Annotated in this window: 22 protein-coding genes; 8 read left to right on the forward strand and 14 right to left on the reverse strand. The window is 64.1% G+C overall.

Features of this window, described 5'->3' with window-relative positions; all coding sequences use genetic code 11:
* Window positions 1–70: 70 nt before the first annotated feature.
* Genes AC0L2R_RS12675 through AC0L2R_RS12710 form a run of 8 tightly spaced genes read left to right on the forward strand, consistent with a single transcriptional unit; the run spans window position 71 to window position 7182 of the window.
* Entirely contained in the window at window positions 71–514 is a 444-nt protein-coding gene (locus AC0L2R_RS12675; RefSeq protein ID WP_473509254.1) for an SRPBCC family protein, read from the forward strand.
* 31 nt (window positions 515–545) lie between these two features.
* Window positions 546–1340 (forward strand): FAD binding domain-containing protein, encoded by a 795-nt coding sequence (locus AC0L2R_RS12680; protein ID WP_473509256.1) that lies wholly within the window; start codon window positions 546–548, stop codon window positions 1338–1340.
* 48 nt (window positions 1341–1388) lie between these two features.
* Window positions 1389–1871 carry a (2Fe-2S)-binding protein gene (locus tag AC0L2R_RS12685; protein WP_236376878.1) on the forward strand — a complete coding sequence of 161 codons (483 nt, stop codon included), beginning with the start codon at window positions 1389–1391 and terminating at the stop codon, window positions 1869–1871.
* Between the two features lie 14 nt (window positions 1872–1885).
* On the forward strand, window positions 1886–3253 hold the full coding sequence (locus AC0L2R_RS12690; RefSeq protein WP_473509258.1) for a xanthine dehydrogenase family protein molybdopterin-binding subunit: 1368 nt from the start codon (window positions 1886–1888) through the stop codon (window positions 3251–3253).
* 1 nt (window position 3254) lies between these two features.
* Window positions 3255–4259: a xanthine dehydrogenase family protein molybdopterin-binding subunit gene (locus AC0L2R_RS12695; protein WP_473509260.1), complete on the forward strand. Its 1005-nt coding sequence runs from the start codon at window positions 3255–3257 to the stop codon at window positions 4257–4259.
* Between the two features lie 9 nt (window positions 4260–4268).
* Window positions 4269–5165 carry an AAA family ATPase gene (locus AC0L2R_RS12700; protein ID WP_473509262.1) on the forward strand — a complete coding sequence of 299 codons (897 nt, stop codon included), beginning with the start codon at window positions 4269–4271 and terminating at the stop codon, window positions 5163–5165.
* Between the two features lie 53 nt (window positions 5166–5218).
* Window positions 5219–6295: a vWA domain-containing protein gene (locus AC0L2R_RS12705; RefSeq protein ID WP_473509363.1), complete on the forward strand. Its 1077-nt coding sequence runs from the start codon at window positions 5219–5221 to the stop codon at window positions 6293–6295.
* Window positions 6295–7182 carry an amidohydrolase family protein gene (locus AC0L2R_RS12710; RefSeq protein ID WP_473509365.1) on the forward strand — a complete coding sequence of 296 codons (888 nt, stop codon included), beginning with the start codon at window positions 6295–6297 and terminating at the stop codon, window positions 7180–7182. Before AC0L2R_RS12705 ends, AC0L2R_RS12710 begins: the two co-directional genes overlap by 1 nt.
* A 38-nt stretch (window positions 7183–7220) precedes the next feature.
* Here AC0L2R_RS12710 and AC0L2R_RS12715 read toward each other — a convergent pair whose 3' ends face one another.
* The 14 genes from AC0L2R_RS12715 to AC0L2R_RS12780 all read right to left on the reverse strand — a co-directional run bounded on the left by AC0L2R_RS12715 (window position 7221) and on the right by AC0L2R_RS12780 (window position 21552).
* Window positions 7221–8657, reverse strand: coding sequence for a DHA2 family efflux MFS transporter permease subunit (locus AC0L2R_RS12715; RefSeq protein ID WP_473509264.1), 1437 nt, complete (start codon window positions 8655–8657; stop codon window positions 7221–7223).
* Window positions 8658–8865: 208 nt separating this feature from the next.
* On the reverse strand, window positions 8866–9666 hold the full coding sequence (locus AC0L2R_RS12720; protein WP_128170193.1) for a 3-methyl-2-oxobutanoate hydroxymethyltransferase: 801 nt from the start codon (window positions 9664–9666) through the stop codon (window positions 8866–8868).
* A gap of 37 nt (window positions 9667–9703) precedes the next feature.
* A complete protein-coding gene (locus tag AC0L2R_RS12725; protein ID WP_128247706.1) occupies window positions 9704–10018 on the reverse strand; it encodes a MocE family 2Fe-2S type ferredoxin in 315 nt (104 codons plus the stop codon).
* A 43-nt stretch (window positions 10019–10061) separates the two neighbouring features.
* Window positions 10062–11150: a fatty acid desaturase family protein gene (locus AC0L2R_RS12730; protein WP_473509266.1), complete on the reverse strand. Its 1089-nt coding sequence runs from the start codon at window positions 11148–11150 to the stop codon at window positions 10062–10064.
* A gap of 91 nt (window positions 11151–11241) precedes the next feature.
* Window positions 11242–12423, reverse strand: a complete 1182-nt coding sequence (locus AC0L2R_RS12735; protein WP_091599136.1) for an aldose 1-epimerase family protein — start codon at window positions 12421–12423, stop codon at window positions 11242–11244.
* A 16-nt stretch (window positions 12424–12439) separates the two neighbouring features.
* Window positions 12440–13222, reverse strand: a complete 783-nt coding sequence (locus tag AC0L2R_RS12740) for an ATP-binding cassette domain-containing protein (RefSeq protein ID WP_167366554.1) — start codon at window positions 13220–13222, stop codon at window positions 12440–12442.
* Window positions 13219–14223 carry an ABC transporter permease gene (locus AC0L2R_RS12745; protein ID WP_473509268.1) on the reverse strand — a complete coding sequence of 335 codons (1005 nt, stop codon included), beginning with the start codon at window positions 14221–14223 and terminating at the stop codon, window positions 13219–13221. The genes AC0L2R_RS12740 and AC0L2R_RS12745 overlap by 4 nt, the downstream gene beginning before the upstream one ends.
* Window positions 14224–14284: 61 nt before the next feature.
* Window positions 14285–15226 (reverse strand): sugar ABC transporter substrate-binding protein, encoded by a 942-nt coding sequence (locus AC0L2R_RS12750; RefSeq protein ID WP_091599127.1) that lies wholly within the window; start codon window positions 15224–15226, stop codon window positions 14285–14287.
* Between the two features lie 25 nt (window positions 15227–15251).
* Window positions 15252–16166 carry a sugar phosphate isomerase/epimerase family protein gene (locus AC0L2R_RS12755; protein ID WP_091599124.1) on the reverse strand — a complete coding sequence of 305 codons (915 nt, stop codon included), beginning with the start codon at window positions 16164–16166 and terminating at the stop codon, window positions 15252–15254.
* A gap of 26 nt (window positions 16167–16192) precedes the next feature.
* Complete coding sequence (locus tag AC0L2R_RS12760) at window positions 16193–17305, reverse strand: Gfo/Idh/MocA family protein (RefSeq protein ID WP_473509366.1); 1113 nt, start codon at window positions 17303–17305, stop codon at window positions 16193–16195.
* A 35-nt stretch (window positions 17306–17340) separates the two neighbouring features.
* On the reverse strand, window positions 17341–18432 hold the full coding sequence (locus tag AC0L2R_RS12765) for an ABC transporter ATP-binding protein (RefSeq protein ID WP_473509271.1): 1092 nt from the start codon (window positions 18430–18432) through the stop codon (window positions 17341–17343).
* 200 nt (window positions 18433–18632) lie between these two features.
* Window positions 18633–19721 carry an ABC transporter ATP-binding protein gene (locus AC0L2R_RS12770; protein WP_473509272.1) on the reverse strand — a complete coding sequence of 363 codons (1089 nt, stop codon included), beginning with the start codon at window positions 19719–19721 and terminating at the stop codon, window positions 18633–18635.
* Window positions 19718–20695 (reverse strand): carbohydrate ABC transporter permease, encoded by a 978-nt coding sequence (locus AC0L2R_RS12775; protein WP_473509274.1) that lies wholly within the window; start codon window positions 20693–20695, stop codon window positions 19718–19720. The genes AC0L2R_RS12770 and AC0L2R_RS12775 overlap by 4 nt, the downstream gene beginning before the upstream one ends.
* On the reverse strand, window positions 20692–21552 hold the full coding sequence (locus AC0L2R_RS12780; protein WP_473509276.1) for a carbohydrate ABC transporter permease: 861 nt from the start codon (window positions 21550–21552) through the stop codon (window positions 20692–20694). Before AC0L2R_RS12780 ends, AC0L2R_RS12775 begins: the two co-directional genes overlap by 4 nt.
* Window positions 21553–21568 lie beyond the last annotated feature (16 nt).

A 21568-nucleotide genomic window follows, 5' to 3' on the forward strand; every position in this document is an offset into this window, starting at 1 on the left:
CGCATTGATAAGTGCTGCCGGGCTCGCCGCCCTACCCTCGCGACACAGCTATCTGCAAGGGAAGCATCATATGGCGAAAGTCACCGTCTCCAGCGTCATCGACGCACCGGTCGAAAAGGTCTGGGCGCGCATACGCGACTTCAACGGGCTGCCGAACTGGCACCCGCGCATGGTCGAAAGCCATATCGAGGACGGCAAGGACGCCGGCACGATCGGCTGCGTGCGCAATTTCCAGCTCGCCAGCGGCGCCCGCATCCGCGAGAAGCTGCTCGACTTCTCCGACGATAATTTCCTCGTCAGCTACTCCATCCTGGAGACGCCGCAGCCGCTGACCAACCACCAGGCGACGCTGCAGCTGCGCCGGGTGACCGATGGCGACCGCACCTATGCCGAATGGACCGCCAGCTTCGACGCGGCTCCAGAGGAAGCCGACAAGCTGGCCGAGGGCATGGGCGCCAATGTCTTCCAGGGCGGCTTTAACGCCCTGAAGACCCATTTCGCCGGCCAGGGTTGAGCTGAACGGGGCTCACAAAAAGGAGCGTTCCATGGCGCTTGCACTGCAGACTTTCTCGACGGTCAAGGACGCCAGTGCGGCGCTGAAAGCCGCCGGCACCCGCTATCTCGGCGGCGGCACGCTGGTCGTGCGCGCCGCCAATGAAGGCGACGTTTCGGTCTCCGGCCTCATCAGGTCGACCGAACCGGCGCTGTCGGCCATCACCGTTTCCGGCAGGGAGGTCCGCATCGGCGCTTCGGTGACCATGGCGGCGATCGCCCGTCACCCGGATCTGTCTTCCCTTGCCCGCGCCGCGCGCGCCGTCGGCGGCCCGGCGATCCGCAACATGGCGACCATCGGCGGCAATCTCTTCGCCCCGGCGCCCTATGGCGATTTCACCGTCGCGCTGCTGGCATTGGGCGCAACCGTCGGCACCGACGATGGCGAGGTGCCGATCGAAACCTTCCTCGCAAAACGCGAAGACAATCACGCCATCGTCACTTCGGTAGGCTTCAGCTTGCCACTGGAAGGCGGCTTTCGCTTCCTGAAAATATCGAGGGTCAAGCCGAAGGGCGTCTCGGTGCTAAGCATCGCCGCCGTGCTGGAACGAGCGCCGGACGGAACCGTGTCATCGGCGCACATCGCGCTGGGCTGCATGGCCGACCGGCCGATGCGCGCCAAGGCGGCGGAGAAGGCGCTGCTCGGCAGAAAACTCACCAGCGACGGCATCGCGCCGGCGCTGGCCGTCGCGAACGACGGCACCTCGCCGATTACCGATGCGGTCGCCAGTGCCTGGTATCGCAACGAAGTCCTGCCGGTCCATCTCGGCCGGCTTTTGCTCGCCTGAAAGCCAATGGCGCATGTCCGCCTGGCTGCGGCGCAAGGAGAAAAAAAAATGGCAAAAATCCCGGTTCAGTTCACTCTCAACGGCGTGGAAAAGGCCGAATTCATCGACAGCGGCACGACGCTGCTCAATGCGCTGCGCGACAAGATCGGCGACACCTCGCCGAAGGGCGGCTGCCATCAGGGCACATGCGGCGCCTGTTCAGTCATCATCGACGGCGAGTTGCGGCTGTCCTGCCTGACGCTGGCCGAAACCTGCAACGGTGCGGCGATCACCACGACGTCAGGGCTTTCGCAAGGCGGCGTGCTGCATCCTTTGCAGCGCGCCTTCCTCGACGCCTTCGCCACGCAATGCGGATTCTGCACGCCGGGCATGATCATGGCCGCCAAGGTGCTGCTCGATCACACGCCGGACCCCAGCCGCGACGAGGTGGTCGAGGCGCTGTCGGGCAATATCTGCCGCTGCACCGGCTACGAGCCGATCATCCAGGCGGTGCTGACCGCCGCGCGGTCCAATTCGCAGAACGCAGCTTGAGGGGAGTCGAAAAAATGGAACTCCGCAAGAGCTATTTCGCCGACCAGCGCACGGACGATCTGCACGAGATCGGCCAGCCACGGCCGCGCTCCGATTCGCCCGGTCACGTCACCGGCAAGACCGCCTATTTCGCCGACCGCAATTTTCCAGGCATGCTGCATCTGAAGATGGTGCGCAGCCCGCATCATCACGCCCGCATCCGCAGCATCGACACTTCAGAGGCGCAGATGCATCCGGGCGTGGTGAAAATCCTGACCGCCAAGGACGTGCCGCACAATGTCTACACCATCCTGATCCTGATCCAGATCGGCCCGGAGGACGAGACGGTGCTGGCCGACGGCAAGGTGCGCTGGAAGGGAGAAGCCGTGGTGGCGGTGCTGGCCGAGACCGAGCGTGCCGCCCAGGAAGCGGCGGCCAAGGTCAAGGTCGACTACGAGGTGCTGCCGGCCGTTTTCGACATGGAAGAAGCGCTGAAGCCCGGCGCGCCTGTTGTCAACGAATATCACGGCCGGAATTATTACCTCTATGACAGCGGCGAATGCCGCAAGGTGCGCTTCGGTGATGTCGAGGCCGGTTTCGCCGGCGCCGATCACGTGCTCGAACAGACCTATCAATCGTCGCCGATCGAGCACGCGCCTACTGAGACGACCGGCTGCATCGTCGCGCCGGAGGGCGACGACCGCTTCACCTGCTACACCAATACGCAGGCGATGTTCTTCACCCTCGACAACGCCTCGATCATCCTGCAGATGCCCGGCAACAGACTGCATTTCGTCGGCGGCACCGTCGGCGGCGGCTTTGGCGGCAAGGTCGACGTCATCGTCGAGCCGATCGCCATCCTCGGCGCCAAGCTGACCGGGCGGCCGGTCTCCTTCATCTACAGCCGCGAGGAGGAGATGCAGATTTCCTCGCCGCGCGCCGCCGAAAAGGTCGTCATCAAGGACGGCGTCATGAAGGATGGCCGCATCGTCGCCAGAAAAGTCACCGGCTACACCGATGCCGGGGCCTATTCGCGCCACTCGCCCTATGGCGCGCAGAAGGGCGCCGGCCACTATCCCGGCCCTTACACCATCCCGAATGTCTGGATCGACACCTACTGCGTCTACACCAACCGCACCCCCTCCTCCGCCATGCGCGGCTTCGGCGTCACCATCGGCGATTTCGCACTTGAGGTGCAGATGGACAAGCTCGCTCGGCTGATCGGCATGGACCCGCTTGAATTCCGCTTCATCAACGCCTACCGCGACGGCGACATGAAGGCGCACCGCCAGCCGACCGAGGGCGCGGCGCTGATCGAGTGTATGCAGGAAGCCTCGCGCGCCGCCAACTGGCCGGTGGCGGAAAAATTCATGGCGATGTCGTCCTACGCGAAGGGAGCTTGAAATGGCGATCAGGCGCGGGCGCGGCGTCGCCGCGATCAACTATCCGACCGGCATGAATCTTGGCGGCGACCCGACCCAGGCGCTGGTCCATTCGACGCCGACCGGCAATTTCATGGTAACGCTGTCGAGCGTCGATCTCGGCCAGGGCATGAAGCAGATCATGGCGCAGATCTGTGCCGAGACGATCGGCGTGCCTACCGACCGCGTCGTCGTCGACACCGCCGACACCGACACCGGCCCGCACTGCATGGGCACCTTCGCCTCGCGTGGCACGCACCGCGCCGGCAACGCCGTCATCCAGGCGGCCAGGGAAGCCCGCCAGGTGATGCTGGAAGTGGCGGCCGAGGAGCTGGAAGTGAACGCCTCGGACCTCGAGACCGACGGCCAGGGCAACGTCCTGGTCAAGGGCGCGCCGCAAAGATCGATCTCGATCTTCGATGTCGCGCTGTCGGCGCATTTCAAGCGTGGCCGCTCGATTTCCGGCCGCGGCATGTTTTTGATCCCGCGCTCCTCTCCCGAGAAAGAAACCGGCGCGATGAAACCGTCGACCTGCTATGCGCACGCCTGCACCGTGGCCGAGGTCGAGGTCGACGACGAAACCGGCGAGGTCACCGTGCTGACGGTGAAGAATGTCTTCGAGATCGGCCGCGCGCTGAACCCGAAAATGGTCGAGCAGCAGCTCGTCGGCGGCTCGTGGATGGGCATCAGCCACGCGCTCTACGAGACGACGGAACCCTATTACCCCGACCGCGATCATGGCGGCACCGACTTCAACCACTATCTGATGCCGGGACCAGGCGATCTTGCGCAAACCGAGATCATCGTGCTGGAGAGGCCCTCGGCCGACGGACCCTTTGGCGCCAAGGGGCCGGGCGAAATGTGCGCCAACCCGCAAATCCCGGCGGTCGCCAACGCGGTCTTCGACGCCGTCGGCGTGCGCATCGACACGCTGCCGATCACGCCGGAACGCATCCTGCGGGCGCTGAAGGCGCAAGCCTCGAACTGAGTGCTGGAAATGCCCAAAAGAAGCGCCCGGGCTAGAAGCGCCGACACTGTCGTGATCTCGCCGGAGGCGGTGGCATCGCGCCTCGCCGCCTCGCGCTATCTGGCCGATGAAAGCCTGGCCACCGCCATTTTCCTGGCGATCCGGCTGGGCAAGCCGCTGCTGCTCGAAGGCGCGCCGGGCGTCGGCAAGACCGAGGCGGCCAAGGCGATAGCCGAACTGCTCGGGCGCGACCTGGTGCGGCTGCAATGCTACGAAGGCATCGACGCCGCACACGCGCTATACGAATGGAACTACCAGCGCCAGTTGCTCGCCATCCGCCATGCCGGCGAGCATGAGGTCGACATCTATGACGACCGTTTTTTGATCGCGCGGCCGCTGCTGCAGGTGCTGAAGGCGCCGGAAAAGCGCGTACTGCTGGTCGACGAGATCGACCGTTCCGACCATGAGTTCGAAGCGCTGCTGCTGGAATTCCTGTCCGATTTCCAGATCAGCATTCCCGAGCGCGGCACCATCCGCGCCAAAGCGCAGCCGATCGTCGTCCTGACCTCGAACCGCACCCGCCAACTGGCGGAGGCGCTGCGGCGGCGCTGCGTCTACCACTGGATCACCTATCCCGACGCCGAGCGCGAGGCCGAAATCATCATGCTGCGCGCCGGCGACGTCGCCAACGCCACGGCGCGCGCCGTGGCTATGGCCGTGCGCGACATCCGCGCCCGCCCGCTGGCCAAGCCGCCCGGCATCGCCGAAGCGGTCGAATGGGCGAACGCCGCGACGATCCTCGAAAAGGGCGGCAGCCCGTGGCCGGAAGCGTTCCGCCGCGCCATCGGCGTGCTGATCAAGGATGAGGAGGACCTGTCCTACATCGCCCCCGAGCTTGGCCGGATCGTCGAGGAGGCATTGGCGTGAGCCCCGCGGCCCTACCCCGGGCGGCTGCACCCTTGCTCGGCTTTGGCCGGCTGCTGCGCCGCTACGGCTTTCCGGTTGCGCCCGAGCAGGTGTCAGGCTTCATGCAGGCGGTGACGCTGCTCGGGCCCCGCTCGATGGCCGACATCCACGAGGCCGCGCTTGCCACGCTGGCGCCGCCGCCCGACCGCCGCGACGAATTCGAGGCGCATTTCCAAAGTTATTTCTACGGCAACACGGTTGCCGTAGTCGAAGGCGAGGCCGACGAGGAAACCCGCATCAAGGATGACGGCGGCGCCAGCCACGAGGAGAACGAGGTGGCGCGTCAGGAGGAAGGCGGCGCGCTGTCGTCCGGCGCAGAACAGCTGAGCGCCCGCGACTTCCAGCGCGTCGGCGACGGGCTTGCCGCTTTCCGCCGCAAGCTCGCTAGCGCCCTGCCCGCCCGCCGCTCCTTTCGCACCGTGCGCACGCACGCACGCGGCAAGCTCGATCTGCGCCGCTCGCTGCGCGAAATCGTCAGTGCCGACGGCGATATACCGTCGCCGCTGCTGCGCCGCCGGCAGACCGTGCCGCGCAAGCTCTTGTTGCTGATCGACGTGTCCGGCTCGATGAAGCTCTACACATCGGAATATCTCAAGCTGGCGCATGCAGCGGTGCAAGGCGCGGACCGGGCTGAAATTTTCACCTTCGGCACGCGGCTGACCCGCATCACCACGGCGCTGCGCATTCGCGACCGCGACCAGGCGCTGGCGCGGGTGGCAGCACTGGTCGACGACTGGGACGGCGGCACCCGCATGGGACCGACGCTGCTCGCCTTCCTGTCGGTGCCGCGCTTTTCCGCATTCGCACGCGGGGCGGCGGTCGTCATCCTGTCGGATGCGCTGGAGCGCGGCGACCATGCCGAGCTTGAAATGGCGATGCGCCGGCTGAGCGCACGCGCCTTCCGGCTTTCGCTGGCGACGCCTCTGGCCGGCGACCCGCGCTTTCAGCCGGCGACGGCAGCACTTCGCGCCATCCTGCCGGTGCTCGACGATCTCGTCGACGGCTCATCGATCTCGGGTCTCAGCGATTTCATCCTGTCGCTCGCCCGCCCTGCCCCGACAGCCGCAGCAATCTGGAAAAGGGTTTCATGATGCAGAAGGCGATAGACGCGCATTTCCACATCTGGCGCCGAGAGGACCAGCCCTGGCTGCGCGGGCCGATGGTGCCGCGCATTTTTGGGCCCTACGAGCCGATCCGCCGCGACTACCCGATCGAGGAATTCCTCGCCGACCAGCAAAGCTCTGGCGTCGAGAAGGCGGTCTACGTCCAGACCAACTGGGCCAAGGAGGATTTCGAGAAAGAAGTCGCCTTGCTGCAGACGACGGCTAACGAAACCGGTTGGCCGCATGCCATCGTCGGCTATGCCGACATGACGGTGGACGATGTGCGCCATCAGGTCGACCGTCTGATCAAATACCCCCTGCTGCGCGGCGTGCGCATGCAGCTCCACTGGCATGAAACGCCGGCCTTCCGCTTTGCCGCCTCCGCCGACCAGGTCGTCGACCCGAAGGTGCGGGCCAATGTGGCGCGGCTGAAGGACTATGGTCTGACCTTCGACCTGCAGCTTTTCCCGGCTCAGATGAAGGACGGGCTGACGCTTGTCGGCGAAAATCCTGAAACCAATTTCATCCTCACCCATGCCGGCATGCTGACCGACATGTCGGAGCAAACCACGCAAGCCTGGAAGGCCGGCCTGCGCACGCTTTCAGCGGCGCCAAACCTCTACGCCAAGCTGTCCGGCCTCGGCACCTTCGTCCACCGCAACGACCCGGCGCTGATCGCCTACATCGTCGACAACGCAATCGACATCCTCGGCAGCGACCGTCTGATGTTCGGCTCCAACTTCCCGATCGAAAAGCTGTGGACCAGCCACGCCGAACTGATCAAGAAGCACCGGGAGGCGGTGGCCAAGCATGGTGCGGCGGCAGAGGCGGACATTTTTTGGAACACAGCGGAAAAGGTATATCGGCCGGTGTGACGCGCTGCCCCCCTTCCAAACACCCTTGTGGGAGAAGGTCACGCCCGATGGCCCGAAACCTCGGCGCCGGCGGCCAGCGGCAGCGCCAGGAAGCGGAACGAGGCCACGAGCCCGATGGCGCCGATCGCCAGCAAGGCGAGGCGGAAGTCGACCAGGTCGGGCGCCGCCCCGGCCCTGGCGATCTGCGACAGGTTGAGCAGCGCCGCGGCGACCGCCACGCCGAACAGCATCGCCACCTGCTGCAGCATGCTGGACAGCGTCGCCGCCGAGCTGCGCTGCGCCGAAGCGATATCGGCAAAGGCCAGCGTGTTGAGCGCAGTGAACTGCATCGACCGCGTCAGTCCGGCAATCAGCATCAGCGCCACCACCAGCGCTTGCGGTGTCTGCGGCGATATCGCCGCGCAGGCCATGATCGACAGCGATGCGATCACGCCGTTGACGACCAGCACCGAACGGAAACCGAAGCGCTTCAGCGTCGGCGTCGTCACCGTTTTCATGCCGAGATTGCCGAGGAAATAAGCCAGGATCAGCATGCCGGCATCGACGGGTCTCAGGCCGAATCCGACCTGGAACAGCAGCGGCAGCAGGAACGGCTGGGCGTTGATGGAGACCCGGAAAATGGTGCCGGCCGACAGCGTCGATATGGCGAAAGTCTGCACCTTGAATGCCGCAAGGTCGAGCAGCGGATTTTTGGCGCGCGCCAGGTGCCGCACGGCCAGCCAGCCGATCAGGAGGCCCGCGCCAAGCAGCGCCACGGTCGGCAATGCGCCGTCTTGCGGATGGGCGATGCGCTCGAGGCCGTAGAGCATCGAGGCGAGCCCGACCGAGGTCACAAGGAAGCCTGGCCAGTCGAGCGGCCTGGTTTCGGAAGCGCGGTCGCCGGGAATGAAGCGGGCGACCAGCGCCAGGCCGGCCGCGCCGAGCGGAATGTTGATGAAGAAATTCCAGTGCCAGGACAGATAGGTGGTGATGAAGCCGCCAAGCACCGGCCCGATCACCGGCGCAAATAGCGCCGGCCATGTGATCAGCGCGGTGGCGTTGAGAAGCTCGGACTTCGAGGCGTTGCGCAGCACCAGGATGCGGCCGACCGGTGTCATCAGCGCACTGCCCAGGCCCTGCACGGCACGCGCGGCGACGAACTGGGTCAGGTTCTGCGAGATGCCGCAGGCGATCGAGGCCAGCGTGAACAGGGCGATCGCCACAAGGAAAATGTTGCGCGCGCCGAAGCGGTCGGCGAGCCAGCCGGACAGCGGCACGAACACCGCCATGGTCAGCATGTAGACAGTGATGCCGATGCTCATCGCCACTGCCGGCACGCCGAAGGATTCTCCCATCTGCGGCAGCGATGTCGAGATGATCGTCGAATCCAGAAGCTGCATGAAGAAGGCGACGGCGACGATCAATGCCACGCGCCGCGCCTGCCGCGCCGCCGTCGCGGTTTCGGGCAAGGCTTTGTTTTCGGGAATGGCGGTCATGCGCAGAACTGTACGAAAGTTTTTCCCGCGCCACTGGGAACCAGGCGATTGTCCGGCAAATCGATGACGGACCGGTTTGAACAGCATTTGGGCGACGACGTCCAGACATGGCCCAACAAACTTTCGTGTCGTTTCGCGACCTGTCACGGCGGAGAAGGTATCTCCCCTGTTGTGGGAGAAGGTCACAGCAGGTCCTGGCCGGAGCATCTCATCCGGCGTCGATCTTCTCCATGAACTGACCGAGCTGATCCGGGTCCATATGCACCACATGCTTGTCTTCGGGATAGGCCAGGCTGTTGACGTCGGCGACATATTCGGAAAAAGCAGCGATGCGTTCCGCCTGTAGGCGGTCATATTCGGCGGCAAAATTGCGATAGACCTTGGAATGGCGCGGCATGTGGCCACGGTTCTGGCCAAGGATGTCGTCGGCGAACAGATATTGCGCGTCGCAGCCGGTGCCGGCCCCCATCGACAGCATGATCAGCGAGGTTCGCTCCGAAATCGCCTTGGCCACCTCGACCGGCACCACTTCGATCTCGGCGCCGATCGCGCCGGCCGCTTCGTATTGCTTGACTGCCTCGAAAATCTGCATGGCGCTGTCGGCGGTTTTGCCGACAGCCTTGAAGCCGCCGGTCCAGGTGGCGCGCGACGGAATCAGGCCGACATGGCCGATCACCGGGATATTGTCATCGGCCAGCCGTTTGACAGTGGCAAAGCCGGCGCTGCAATAAACCGCGTCGGCGCTCGCCTTGTAGAGCCGGAACGCCCAGCGGACGAAATCGTCGGCTGTGCCGATCTCGTAGAAATTGTCGCCCGGCATGGTGAACAGGCTGGGTGCGGCATCGCGGTATTGCGGATCGAGCACCAGTTCCGGCGGCACCGAGACTATGTCGACCCCGGCTCGTTCGGCGGCCTCGGCCTCGTCCATCGTCAGCACCCGCAGCATGGTCAATTGCCGCTTGCCCTTCATGGCGCGCAGGTCTGCCACCGTCGGTCTTTTCCGGCTCATCGATTCTGGTCCCTATATTACGTGAATGGAAGGCCGGTCAGGCGATCTGGATCATCACCTTGCCAGCTTCGACCTTCACCGGATAGGTCTGCAGATTGACGCAGACGGGCGCGCCCTTGGCCTGGCCGGTCTTGTAATTGAAGCGGCCATTGTGCTTGGGGCATTCGATGATGTCGTCCATGACAAGCCCATCGGCCAGATGCGCCTTTTCATGTGTGCAAAAGCCGTCGGTAGCGAAGAATTCGTCATCCGGCGAACGGTAGATCGCGAAGCTGCGGCCGTCATGATCGAAGCGGATGACATCCTCTTCGTCGACATCGTCCACAGTGCACGCCTCGACCCAATCGGCCATCTCTATTTTCTCCCGAATTTTCGCCTTGCGCTGCTGCACAGTGCTATTCAGCTGCTGCCGACATGTTCACTTCGTGGAACTCGCCACGATAGGTCCGTGCCGTCGGCGGCAGTTCGCGCTTGAGGAAATAATCCTCATATTTGAGCTGCCTGAGCAGGACCGGCCAAACCTCGCGATAGGCATGCCACATCGATGGGTTCGGCTCCGGCAGATCGTGTCTGATCAATTCGTGCAGCCTGGGCAGCGCGTGATAGGGCACCATCGGAAACATGTGATGCTCGACGTGGTAGTTCATGTTCCAGTAGATGAACCGGCTGATCGGGTTCATGTAGACGGTCCGGCTGTTGAGCCGATGATCGACCACATTGTCGGCCAGGCCGATGTGCTGCAGCAGGCCGGTCAGCACCATATGCCAGGTGCCGTAGAGGCGCGGCCCGCCGATCAGCACCAGCGGTATCCACGACTGCATAGTGAGGGCGAGCGCAATCGTGGCGATGTAGATGGCGACATGCCAGCGCGCGGCGATGACGGCCTTGAGCTGTTCCATCTCGGGCACGTAGCTTTTCTCGTCCGGCGTCAGCTTGCCGAACGCCTGGCGTGCCAGTGCCGGAAGCGAATAGCGAAAGTCGAGGATACCGGTGAAGGCGAGTGCGGTGCGCAGCAGGTCCGGCGGGCGCATCACGGCGATCTCGGCATCGCGTCCGACGATGATGGTGTCGGTGTGGTGGCGGGCATGGCTCCAGCGCCAGGTCACCGGGTTGCGCATCAGCATGAAGCTGGCAATCTGGTAGACGACATCATTCATCCAGCGCGTGCGGAAAGCCGTGCCGTGGCCGCATTCGTGCCAGCGCGAATCGCTGGCCGAGGCATAGAGCACGCCATAGGCGAAGAAGAACGGCACGCACCACCAGGTGCCCCAGAAGTAAACGCCGCCGGCGGCGGAGACCAGGATGGCGCCCAGCCAGATGGCCGTGTCGCGGATTGCCGGACTGTCGGAACGTTGCATCAGTTCCTTCATCGTCTTGCGCGGCACCTCGGTATGGTACCACTCCGCCGAGGCTAGCCCGGTCTCGATCGCAATCCGCGTGCTTTCGCCGACCAGGCTGTAATCGCGCTTCACCTTGCCAGCCATTGTGACCTCCAATTTTCGAACCGCCGCGAGCCCTCTCCACTCCGGCCAAGGCCAGCCTTCCAACCGGTGTTTCGCACCGCCTTCGCCATTGTCACGACCTGCCTCCGAGAACAGGAAAATGACCCGATGGCCGCGGATAATCCTCCCGCGGCTGCCTGGCAATCGCTGCGATCCGGCTCTCGGCGGCGGCGATCTCGCCGGCGCCGTCGAGAACCCGAAACACCGCTTCGTACGAACGGCTTTCGCCGTGCTCCAGCCAGATCATCTCGCCGCGTTCGCGCGCTGCCAGATTGCCCAGCACATGATGCGTCGACGGCTCGATGCCGAGCGCATAATGCCCAGCCTGGAAATTCTGCCACTCATAGGCGCAAGGCAACTGGTGCTTGCGGGTGACGACTTCGAGACCGAGGCCGAGACGGTCGTTGACCACCGCCACCGGCACGTCGCCGTTGGCGTCGGCGCCGAGTTCGTGCTGCCAGACCTGTTCCGTGAAGCCCAGTTGCGGTGCCGGCGCCGTGCGGTAGCCGACCTTCTGCGCCTCATAGCGCTCGCCGGCATGGCCCGCCCAGACGACGTCGCGGATCGGCGCCAGGTAGCGCGAGCCCTCGTCGAGCACCGGATGGCTGACATTGATGTGATAAAAGTACATATGCGGCGTGCGGCTAAAACCGTGATTGACGACGCGGTCCGACAGCCGGATCTCGTTGCCGCCGACATCGGCCTCGATCCGCCGCAGCAGATGCAGATCCTCGCCGAACACCGTCGACTGCTGAACGAAGCCTTCGGCCCACAGCACGCAGCGGTCGCCGTCCCATGTCTCGCCATAGCCGGTCAATCGCGCCGGGATGGTGCTGACGCGGCCATGCAGCGAATGGCGCACCGTCTTCTTCGGCGGATAATTGTAGCTGTCGGCGGGGACCTCGTTCATGAACAATATATGGTCAAGGCCGCAGGTCAGCAGCAGGCCGGAAAACGACCGCGCCCAGGCCAGCCCCTCCTCGCCTTCATATTCGTGCAGACCGGGATGGCGAAAGCCGCTCGGCGAATGCCAGCCGATCGCCTGGCCCCTAAAATCGCAATCGGCGATGTCGAGCGCCCGGTCGACCAGCGCGGTGAAGCGCAGGCCGGAGCCGGTGCGGAATTCGAGCATGCGGATGCCGCGCTCCACCCCGTCGCCGAGCGTCATCAGCCGCACGCCGGCGAATTGCGACAGCATGCCGGACCGTTCCGATACCTGCCGGCGCGAAAGCGTCTTGCCGTAAAGTTCTACCATGTGACGGCCAGTTCCTTCACTTCGCTCTCGTCTCCTTGAGCAGGGCCGACATGTCGGCGCCGGTGATGATACTCTCCACCGTCAGCAGATCGGTATCGGCGACCGTCTGCTCGGCGACGATCTCGCCACGGCGCATGACGATGATGCGGTCGGCGACCTGGAAGACATGATGGATGTTGTGGGTGATCAAAAGCACCGAATGGCCGGCGGCGCGCATCTCCTTGACGAAACGCAGCACGCCGTGCGTTTCCTCGACGCCGAGATTGTTGGTCGGCTCGTCGAGGATGATGACCTTGGCGGCGAACTGCATGGCCCGCGAAATGGCGATCGACTGGCGCTCACCGCCCGACAGCGTGCTGACCAGCGCATCGGCGTCGAGTTTTTTCGAGATGCCGACGCGCTTCAAAAGTGCCGCGGCGGCATCACGCAGCTTGGCGAGGTCGAGCGGCGCGAACACGCCCAGCCATTTCAGATTGACCGGCTCGCGACCGAGAAAGAGATTGCGCGCGATGCTCAGGTCCGGCGCCAGCGACGTGTCCTGGTGAATGGTCTCGATGCCGAGATCCATGGCGCCGCGCGTCGAGCGGATCGAGACTTTTAGGCCGCGCACATAAATGTCGCCGCGGTCGACGGGGAAGACGCCGGAGATCGCCTTGATCAGCGTGGATTTGCCGGCGCCGTTGTCGCCGAGCAAGGCCACCACCTCGCCCTCGTTGAGGGTGAAGGAGGCGCTCTTCAGCGCGCGGACGCTGCCGAAGGATTTTTGCAGATTGTGCAGTCGAAGCACTTCCATGGTCAGCTCCTGGCGGCGTTCTTCTGCAGCAAAGCGTGCAGGATGAGCATGGCAAGGATGATGACGCCGACGAAGATATTGTAGGCGAGGCCGGGCACGCCGATCAGCACGATGCCGTTGCGGATGCTGCGCAGCATCAGCGCGCCGACGATGGTGCCCAGGATGGTGCCGCGCCCGCCGGTCAGCGCCGTGCCGCCGACCACCACCATGGCGATCACTTCGAGCTCGTATCCGGTGCCGGCCACTGGCGAGGCGGCCGAGATGCGGAACGCACTGATCATGCCGGCCAGACCCGCCAGCACCGAGGTCAGGATGAACAGCCAGACCTTGACCGCGTCGGCCGGCACGCCACGCGCCACCGCAGCGTTGCGGTTCGAACCGATGGCGCTGATCCAGTTGCCGAGCTTGGCGTAGTGCAGCACGTAGATCGCCAGCAGCGACAGGCCGATGAACCACCACAGCGAGGTATAGAAACGGAACGTTCCGATATTGAAGCTGCCGGCCAGCAGTGTCACGAAAAAGCCAGGCTGGTCCCAGGATTTCAGCGGAAAGCCTTGCGTGATGTAGAGCGCAGCACCTCGCACGACGAGCAGCATTGACAGCGTCACCAGGAACGAGGAGATGCCGATCTTGGTGACGATCAGCCCGTTGACCGCACCGATCGCTATGCAGAGCAGCAGGCCGGCAAGCAGCGCGATGCCGATATCGAACCCGCCGTTCTGCACCAAAAGCATGACGACGACCGGCGCAAGGCCGAACACGGCGCCGACCGAAAGGTCGAACTCGCCCGCCGTCAGAAGCAGCGTCATGCCGAGCGCGATGATGCCGAGTTCGGGCAGGAACGCCATCATGTTGGAGATGTTGAGCGGCGACAGGAAGTTCCCGTCGGCGATCGCGAACATCGCCAGCAGGACAATCAGGATGACGAGCGAAGAGAATTGCGGCGAGCGGATCAGGCTCGACCTGCGTTTGGAGCGCGGCATTTCCTGTTCTGCGGCGATAGTCATGACTGCTTGGACCATATCTCAGCTTGACGCCCGCCGCCTGCGCAGCGGGCGTCAGTTTCAATCACTTGTCGTAGAGTTTCAGGATCGGTTCGACGCTCGATGCGTCGTAGAGGCTGAAAGTGTGAATGTCGTAGCCGATCGGTTCGCCCGCGGCGGCAAGCCCGAGCAGCGCCACCGGCATGAAGCCCTGCGCCGACGGGAATTGCCAGGCAGCCGCGTTGACGAAGCCGGTCTTGACGGCTTCGGCGGTTTCCCTGGAATTGCCCCAGCCGACGACCGGGATCTTGCCGGCCGGAACGCCGGCGCCGTCGAACACCCGCTTGACGCTGGCCGCCACGGAATCGCCGAGCGCGATGATTGCCGGCGGATTGTTGGCGACCATGTAGTCGGTCATCTTGGCGATGATGCCGGCCGGATCGGTGCCGCAATCGACCACGTCGTATTTGATGCCGAGCGGATCGAAGACGCTGGCGATCCCTTCGGTCTCGAGCTGCTGATAGCTGGCGCCCGGCACCTCGACCGGCAGGAACACCTTGTCGCCCTGCTTCACCATCTTGTGGTCGACCAGATATTTCGCCCAGATGACGCCGGCTTGCCTGAGGTCGGCGCCGACATAGGCCTGCCGGCCGGTTGCCGGATCGTCGGTGTTGAAGAACACGATCGGGACGCCAGCCGCCTTGGCTGCCTTGACCTCCTCGGTCCACAGGCCGGGCTGCGCCGAGGTGGTGGCGATGCCGTCCGGCTTGGCGGCAAGTGCGGAGTTGAAGGCCTCCTTCTGCGCCGCCATGTCGCCGCCGCTGAACGAGATCTTGCAGGTCACCTTGAGCTGGTCGCAGGCCTTGGTCGCGCCTGCATTCCAGTCGATCCAGAAGGCGTCCGACGGGCCGCCATGCGATAGCAGGTAGAACGTCTTCTGAGCATCCTGCGCCAGCGCCGGTTCAGCCAGTGCAACACCGGCGAATACGGTCGCCGCAGCCGCGATTTTCGATACGAATTTCAACATTCTCTTCCTCCCTTTGTTGTGGCCGTCACAGTCCGTTGGCGCGGAATTTCTCGTCGAGGAATTTCTTGGCGCGCGGCACGTCGTCCTCCGAAAGGTGCTCGATGATGACCGGGATGTTCGGGTGCTTTTCGGACAGCCGCTTGAGATAGAGGTCGTAGTTCAGCGAACCGAGGCCGGGCGCCGGCAGCTCGATCTCGCCGACACCGCGAAAAGTGTGGCTTTCCAGCGCATCCTCGTCGCCGATATCGGCGTGCTTCTCCGACTTGTCGCCGCCCGAGCGCTTGACGTCCTTGGCGTGGGCTATTTTGATCTTGTCGGTCAGGGTGTCGAATACCTGGTTCAGGATCTGGTCCATCCTGTCGATGTTATGGGTCTCGAAATAGTTGGTCGGATCCATCAACAGGCCGAGGCCGGGATGGTCGACCTGCGCGAACATCTTCACCGTCTCCTCGACCGAGCCGACGACATTGTTGACATAGGTTTCGAGCAGGAACACCGCGCCGTGGTCGTAGGCGGTCTGGGCAAGGTCGGCGATGACCTTGCGGCATTCCTCAAAACCTTCCTCGGTCTTGTTCTTGGGATGGTGCACCCAGTCGGATTCGGTGTTGTAGGTGCCGGTTTCCGAGATCACGTAAGGCGAGCCGAATTCTCGCGCATTGCGGATGATCTCCTTGAGATAGCCGACGCGCCTCTCGCGCTCGCCGATGTCCGGATGAATGATGTTGGTGTAGCCCGACACGCAGCACACCGGCAGGTTGTGGTCGCGGAAGGTGTCGCGAACCGTCCTGGCCTTGTCCTTGGTGATCTGCCCGGCCGACAGGTCGATATCCCTGAAATGCAGGTCGAGCTGCACCGTGTTGAAATCGAGCGCACGGATCTTTTGCGCGGTTTCCTTGAGGCCGTACGGGAAATAGCCCGTGAAGATACCTGCCTGCATCATGATGTGAAATCCTCCCTGTAAGTGATTCAGTTGATTGGGTTTATCGAGATTTCGGACAGCTTGACCGTGCGGCGCTCGTCGATCGAGCGATAGCCGGCTTCGATCAGCGCCATGGTCTTGACGTTGTCGGCGACGGAAAGTGCCGGCGGCTCACCCGTCTTGACCGCATGCTGGAGTTGCTCCATCACGCCGATGAAGGCATGCGGGAACCACATCGTCTCCCAGCTAGGGGTGACCCATTCACCGCCGGTGGTCTCGGTCGAGGCATAGGTCAGCGTCGAGGCCGAACCCGTCGGCCAGCCTATCGTGCCCTTGGCGACGCCCTTAGTGCCGTCGACGCGCCAGTTGATGTGCTGGTCGTCCTTGTAGCCGTCCTGGCGCGGGCCGGACCAGACATCCTCCAGCGACACAGCGAGCACGCCGGACGGAAACCGCAGCGTCGAAACTGTGATGCCGTCGGAATGGTCGAAGCGCGTGCGCGGATCCTTGCGCGTCAGCGTGGTGATCTCGTCGGGATCGCCGAACAGAAAACGCAGCACATCGAGATGGTGGACGCTCATATTGGCGAGCGTCAGCCGGTCGTAGTCCTCGAGAAACGTCTGCCAGTGCGGGATCGCATGCATGTCGATCTGGGCGAAGACGATGTCGCCGAGCGCGCCGCTGTCGATGATCTGCTTCAGCACGCGCATCGACTGGTCGTAGCGCATGTTCTGGTTGACCGAGAGGATCTTGCCGGCCCTGGCCGCCTCGTCGCGCAGTTTGACCGCTTCATCGAGCGACAGCGCCAGCGGCTTTTGCGCCAGGACCGCCTTGATATGCTGCTGCTTCAGCGCATGGCGGATCAGTGCCGGCTGCTGGTCCGGCGGAAACGCAAGGTCGATGATCTCGACATTTTTGTCCTCGATCAATTGTTCCGGCGTGTCGTGAACGGTCGGGATCTCCCAGCGCCTGGCGACTTTCTCGGCGCTGGCCTTGGTCCGCGAGGCGATCGCCACCACGGGAAAACCAGCTTCCTTGTAGGCGGCAAGATGGCATTCGGCCATGATCATGCCGGCGCCAACGCAGCCGATCCTGTAGTCCCTGGTGCGGACTTTAACGTCCGGCTCGAAGCCGTTTCTTGGCCCGCCTTCGCTCGCCATGTCTTCCTCCCGAACCTCGTTGCTTGCGGTCGCCGTCATCTTGCCAGCGCTCCCCCGCTTTGCCCGAAATAATGCACCCTGCCCGGCTCGCAGGATATCGCCACCATCGCGTCCGGCCTGATATCGGGCTGGCCGCGCAGCAGTGCCCGCAGACGCGCCTGCCCGGCAGCGAGTGTCACCACGGTGTAGCCGCCGAGCGGCTCGACCTCGAACACTCGCGCCGGGCGGCCCGCGCGCCCAACCGACATTCCATCATCCGATATTTCCCCATCCTGCCAGGGCCGGACCTTGATGTCTTCCGGCCTGAGCCCAATCTCGACGGCATCGGCCGGCGCGGCCTTGTCCGCGATGCGGATCGTGCCTTCGGCCGCCTCCATGCCTTCCGCGCCGCGCACCGACTTCAAGATGTTCATCATCGGCGAACCGAGCAGCCGCGCGACATAGGTGCTGGCCGGCCGATCATAGATCTCGGCCGGCGCGCCGGTCTGCCTGATCCTGCCGTTTTCCAGAATGGCGATGCGGTCGGCGACAGACATCGCCTCTTCCTGGTCGTGCGTGACATAAATCAGCGTCTTGCCAAGCTCGCGCTGGATGCGCTTCAGCTCGACGCGAGTCTCCTCACGCAGCCTGGCGTCGAGCGCCGAGATCGGATCGTCCATCAGATAGGCATTGGGGTCGCGCACCAGCGCCCGGGCAATCGCCACGCGCTGCCGCTCGCCGCCCGAAAGCTGCGCCGGCGGCTTGTGCAGGATGTGGCCGATATGCAGCTTGGCCGCGACGTCATCGACACGTTTTACGATATCGGCCTCGGCGACCCGGCGTTCGACCAGGGGAAAGCGGACATTGTCGCGCGCGCTCATATGCGGAAACAGCGCCAGGTTCTGGAACACCATGGCGACATTGCGCTCGGCTGGCGACACCGTATTGACCGGCCGGCCGCCGATCAGGATCTCGCCGGTGTCGGGGGTTTCCAGTCCGAGCACCAGGCGCAGTATTGTGGATTTGCCGGACAGCGGCGGGCCGAAGAAGCAGAAGAACTCATTGTCGTTGACAGTGAACGAGGCGTCGTCGACGGCGAGCGTGTCGCCATAGCGTTTCGTCACATTGCGGAAGACGATATCGGCCATGGTCTTAATCCGCTTCGCTGGTTGCGGACAGACTACCGGCGTTGGCGCTGCCCCTCATCCGCCTGCCGGGACCTTCTCCCCGTGTAGTGTCGGGGAGAAGGGTGAAGCTCCAACGCCGGCGCCCCCCTCTCCCCGTCTCTATACGGGGAGAGGGTAAGGGTGAGGGGCAGCACCGACCTGGGAATACCTGCACGAACATCTCAGCCTCCCGCCCTTATCGCGCAACCAGTGCCAGCGTCGAAGACGCGCACCGACTGCGCGGCCGGCGCGACAACCGCTGTCTGCCCGATCGCCAGCCCGACATCATTGTCGAACACCGCCTTCACCGCGCTCTCGCCCTGGCCGAGATGGACGATGGTGCGCGCGCCGATGCGCTCGACGAACGTTACCGGCATCGACAGGCCGCGGTCTGAGAGAATCACCTGCTCCGGCCGAAAGCCGTAGAGTACATCCCCGCGCGCGGCCCTCACCGCCGCGGCGAGATTGTCCGGCAGCGGCGGCGTGACACCGAGCGGGCCGAGGTCGATGACCAGGCCCCGGTCGCTTTCCACCGGCCTGCCCCTCAGCAGGTTCATGCCCGGTGCGCCGATGAAGCCGGCGACGAAAACGTTGGCCGGATTGTTGTAGACCTCTAACGGCGTGCCGACTTGCTGCAGCACGCCGTGGTCCATCACCGCGATGCGGTCGGCCATGGTCATCGCTTCGAGCTGGTCGTGGGTGACATAGACCATGGTCTGTCGGAACTGCCGCTGCAGCTGCTTCAGCTCGGTCCGCATCACCGCCCGGAAGGCGGCATCGACATTGGACAGCGGCTCGTCGAGCAGGAAGATCGCCGGCTCCATGATCGCCGAGCGGCCGATCGCCACCCGCTGCAATATGTTGACTGACAGCCGGTCGGCTTTGCGGTCGAGCAGCGGCGTCAGCTGCAGCATCTCGGCAATCGCGCCGACGCGGCGGTCGATCTCGGCTTTTGGCGCCCCGCGCATTTTGGGGCCGTAGGCGAGGTTCTGCCGCACGCTCATGTGGGTGAAGATCGCGTAGTTCTGGAAGACGAAGCCGACGCCACGCCGGCCCATCGGCACGCCTTCCATGTCGCGCTCGCCGAACAGGATCTTGCCGCTGCTCGGCTCTTCCATGCCGGCGATCATGTTCATCGTCGTCGACTTGCCGCAGCCCGACGGCCCGAGCAGCGCCATGAACTCGCCGTCGGCGATGGCAAGATCCATCGTCTTCAGCGCGGTGAAGTCGCCGAACTTCTTGACCAGGTTCTGCAGGTGGATGGCGCTCATGCCGTCACCTCGCGTGCCCGGGCCATGCGCTTCATGGCAAACACCGCGGCGATGGACAGCACGATCAGGATGGCCAGCGCGATCGCCGCGACGTAGCCCCAGATCAGGTCCTGGGTGGTGAGCTTGTAGATATAGACGGAGATGGTTTCGGTGGCGACGCCGGGACCGCCGCCGGTCATGATGTAGAGCGTGTCGAAGATCTTGAAGTTCTCGATCACCCGGATCGCCAGCGCGATGATGATGATCGTCTTCATCTTCGGCAGCACGATGGTGACGAAGCGCTGCCAGGGATTGGCGCCGAGCAGCGTCGCCGCCTTGATCTGGTCTTCGGGCACGCCGACCAGGCCGGCAAGCAGGATGAGGAACATCAGCGGCGTCCACTGCCAGATATCGGCGACCATGACGGCGATGAGCGCCAGCGTTGGGTCCGACAGCCAGGCGATGGTGACGGGAAAGCCTGATAGCGCCGACAGGATGTCGTTGACCGGGCCGCCCGACTGGAACAGCATGAAGAACATGTAGCCGGCCACCGCCGGCACCACCATCATCGGCATCAGCAGGATCGAATAAAAGATCCGCTTGCCCGGAAACTCGTCGGCAAACAGCGTGGCGAGCGCCAGGCCGAGCAGGAATTCCGCCGGCACGCAGACGATCATGACGATGGCGGTGCGGTTCAACGCGCTCCAGAAGCGAGCGTCGGCGGCAAGGTCGGTGTAGTTGGCAAAATTGTTCCACAGCGACCAGGCGCTCCACCAGCCGAGTCCCGAGAGCGGCGACCAGTCGGTCAGGCTGATATAGAGCTGCATCAAGAGCGGGAAGACCGCGATGAACAGCACCAGGATCTGCGCCGGCAAGGTCAGCCGGAAACCGAGCTTTGCCCCTTCGTCACGCAATGCCGACTTTGCCTTGGCCGGGTGACTGTCGTCTTCCGGGATGGGGGCCTGCTCCGAAATTGCGGCAGTCGCGGCGCTCATTGCTTGAGCGCCCCGAAGGTCAGCCCGCGCACCAGATGGCGCTGGATGGCGATACCCATGATCACAGGCGGCACCGCGGCGATCAGGCCGAGAGCTGCCTTGGCGCCATAGAGCTGCCCGGTCATCGAGGAGGACAGCGAGGCCATGTAGACGGGGACCGTCACCCATTCGCGCGTCGTCAGAAGCAGCGCGATCAGATAGTCCGACCAGTTGAGGATGAAGACGAACAGCGCGGCACTGGCCAGCGGCGCGCGCATCATCGGCAGCGTGATGCGGGTGAAGACGCGCAGCCGCGAGCAGCCCTCGACCAGCGCCGCTTCCTCGATCTCGCGCGGCATGTCGTCGAAGAACGTCTTCATCAGCCAGAACGCAAAGGGCAGCGTGACGATGCCGTAGATCAGCGACAGCCCCCACCAGCTGTCGGTAAAGTTGAGAAAGGCCCACATGATCATCACCGGGGTCATCACCGCCATCGGCGGAAACAGGCGGAGCTGGATCAGCGCCAGCGGCAGGTTCTGGCCAGAGCCGAAGCGCGACAGCCCGTAGGCCGCCGCGGTGCCCGCCGACATGGCGATCGCCGTTCCGAAGGTGGCCGACAGCAGCGACGACAGGATCGGCTTCAGGGCGGTGCGGTCGAGCGCGACGATCAGGTTGTTGGTCGATTCACCGAAGACGAAGCGGAAATTGCTGAGCGTCGGATCCTTCGGCCACCAGGTCAGCTCGGCGCCGGTCGCCGACCATTCGGCGATCGGCTTGAAGGCCATCGACACCATCCACAGGATCGGCACCAGCGTCACCGCGATGGCGGCAAGGATCGCTGCATAGCGGAGTGTTTCGAAGGGAACGGAACGCTTCATCTTGCCGCTTTGCTGG

Source organism: Mesorhizobium sp. WSM4820 (genome assembly GCF_055811075.1).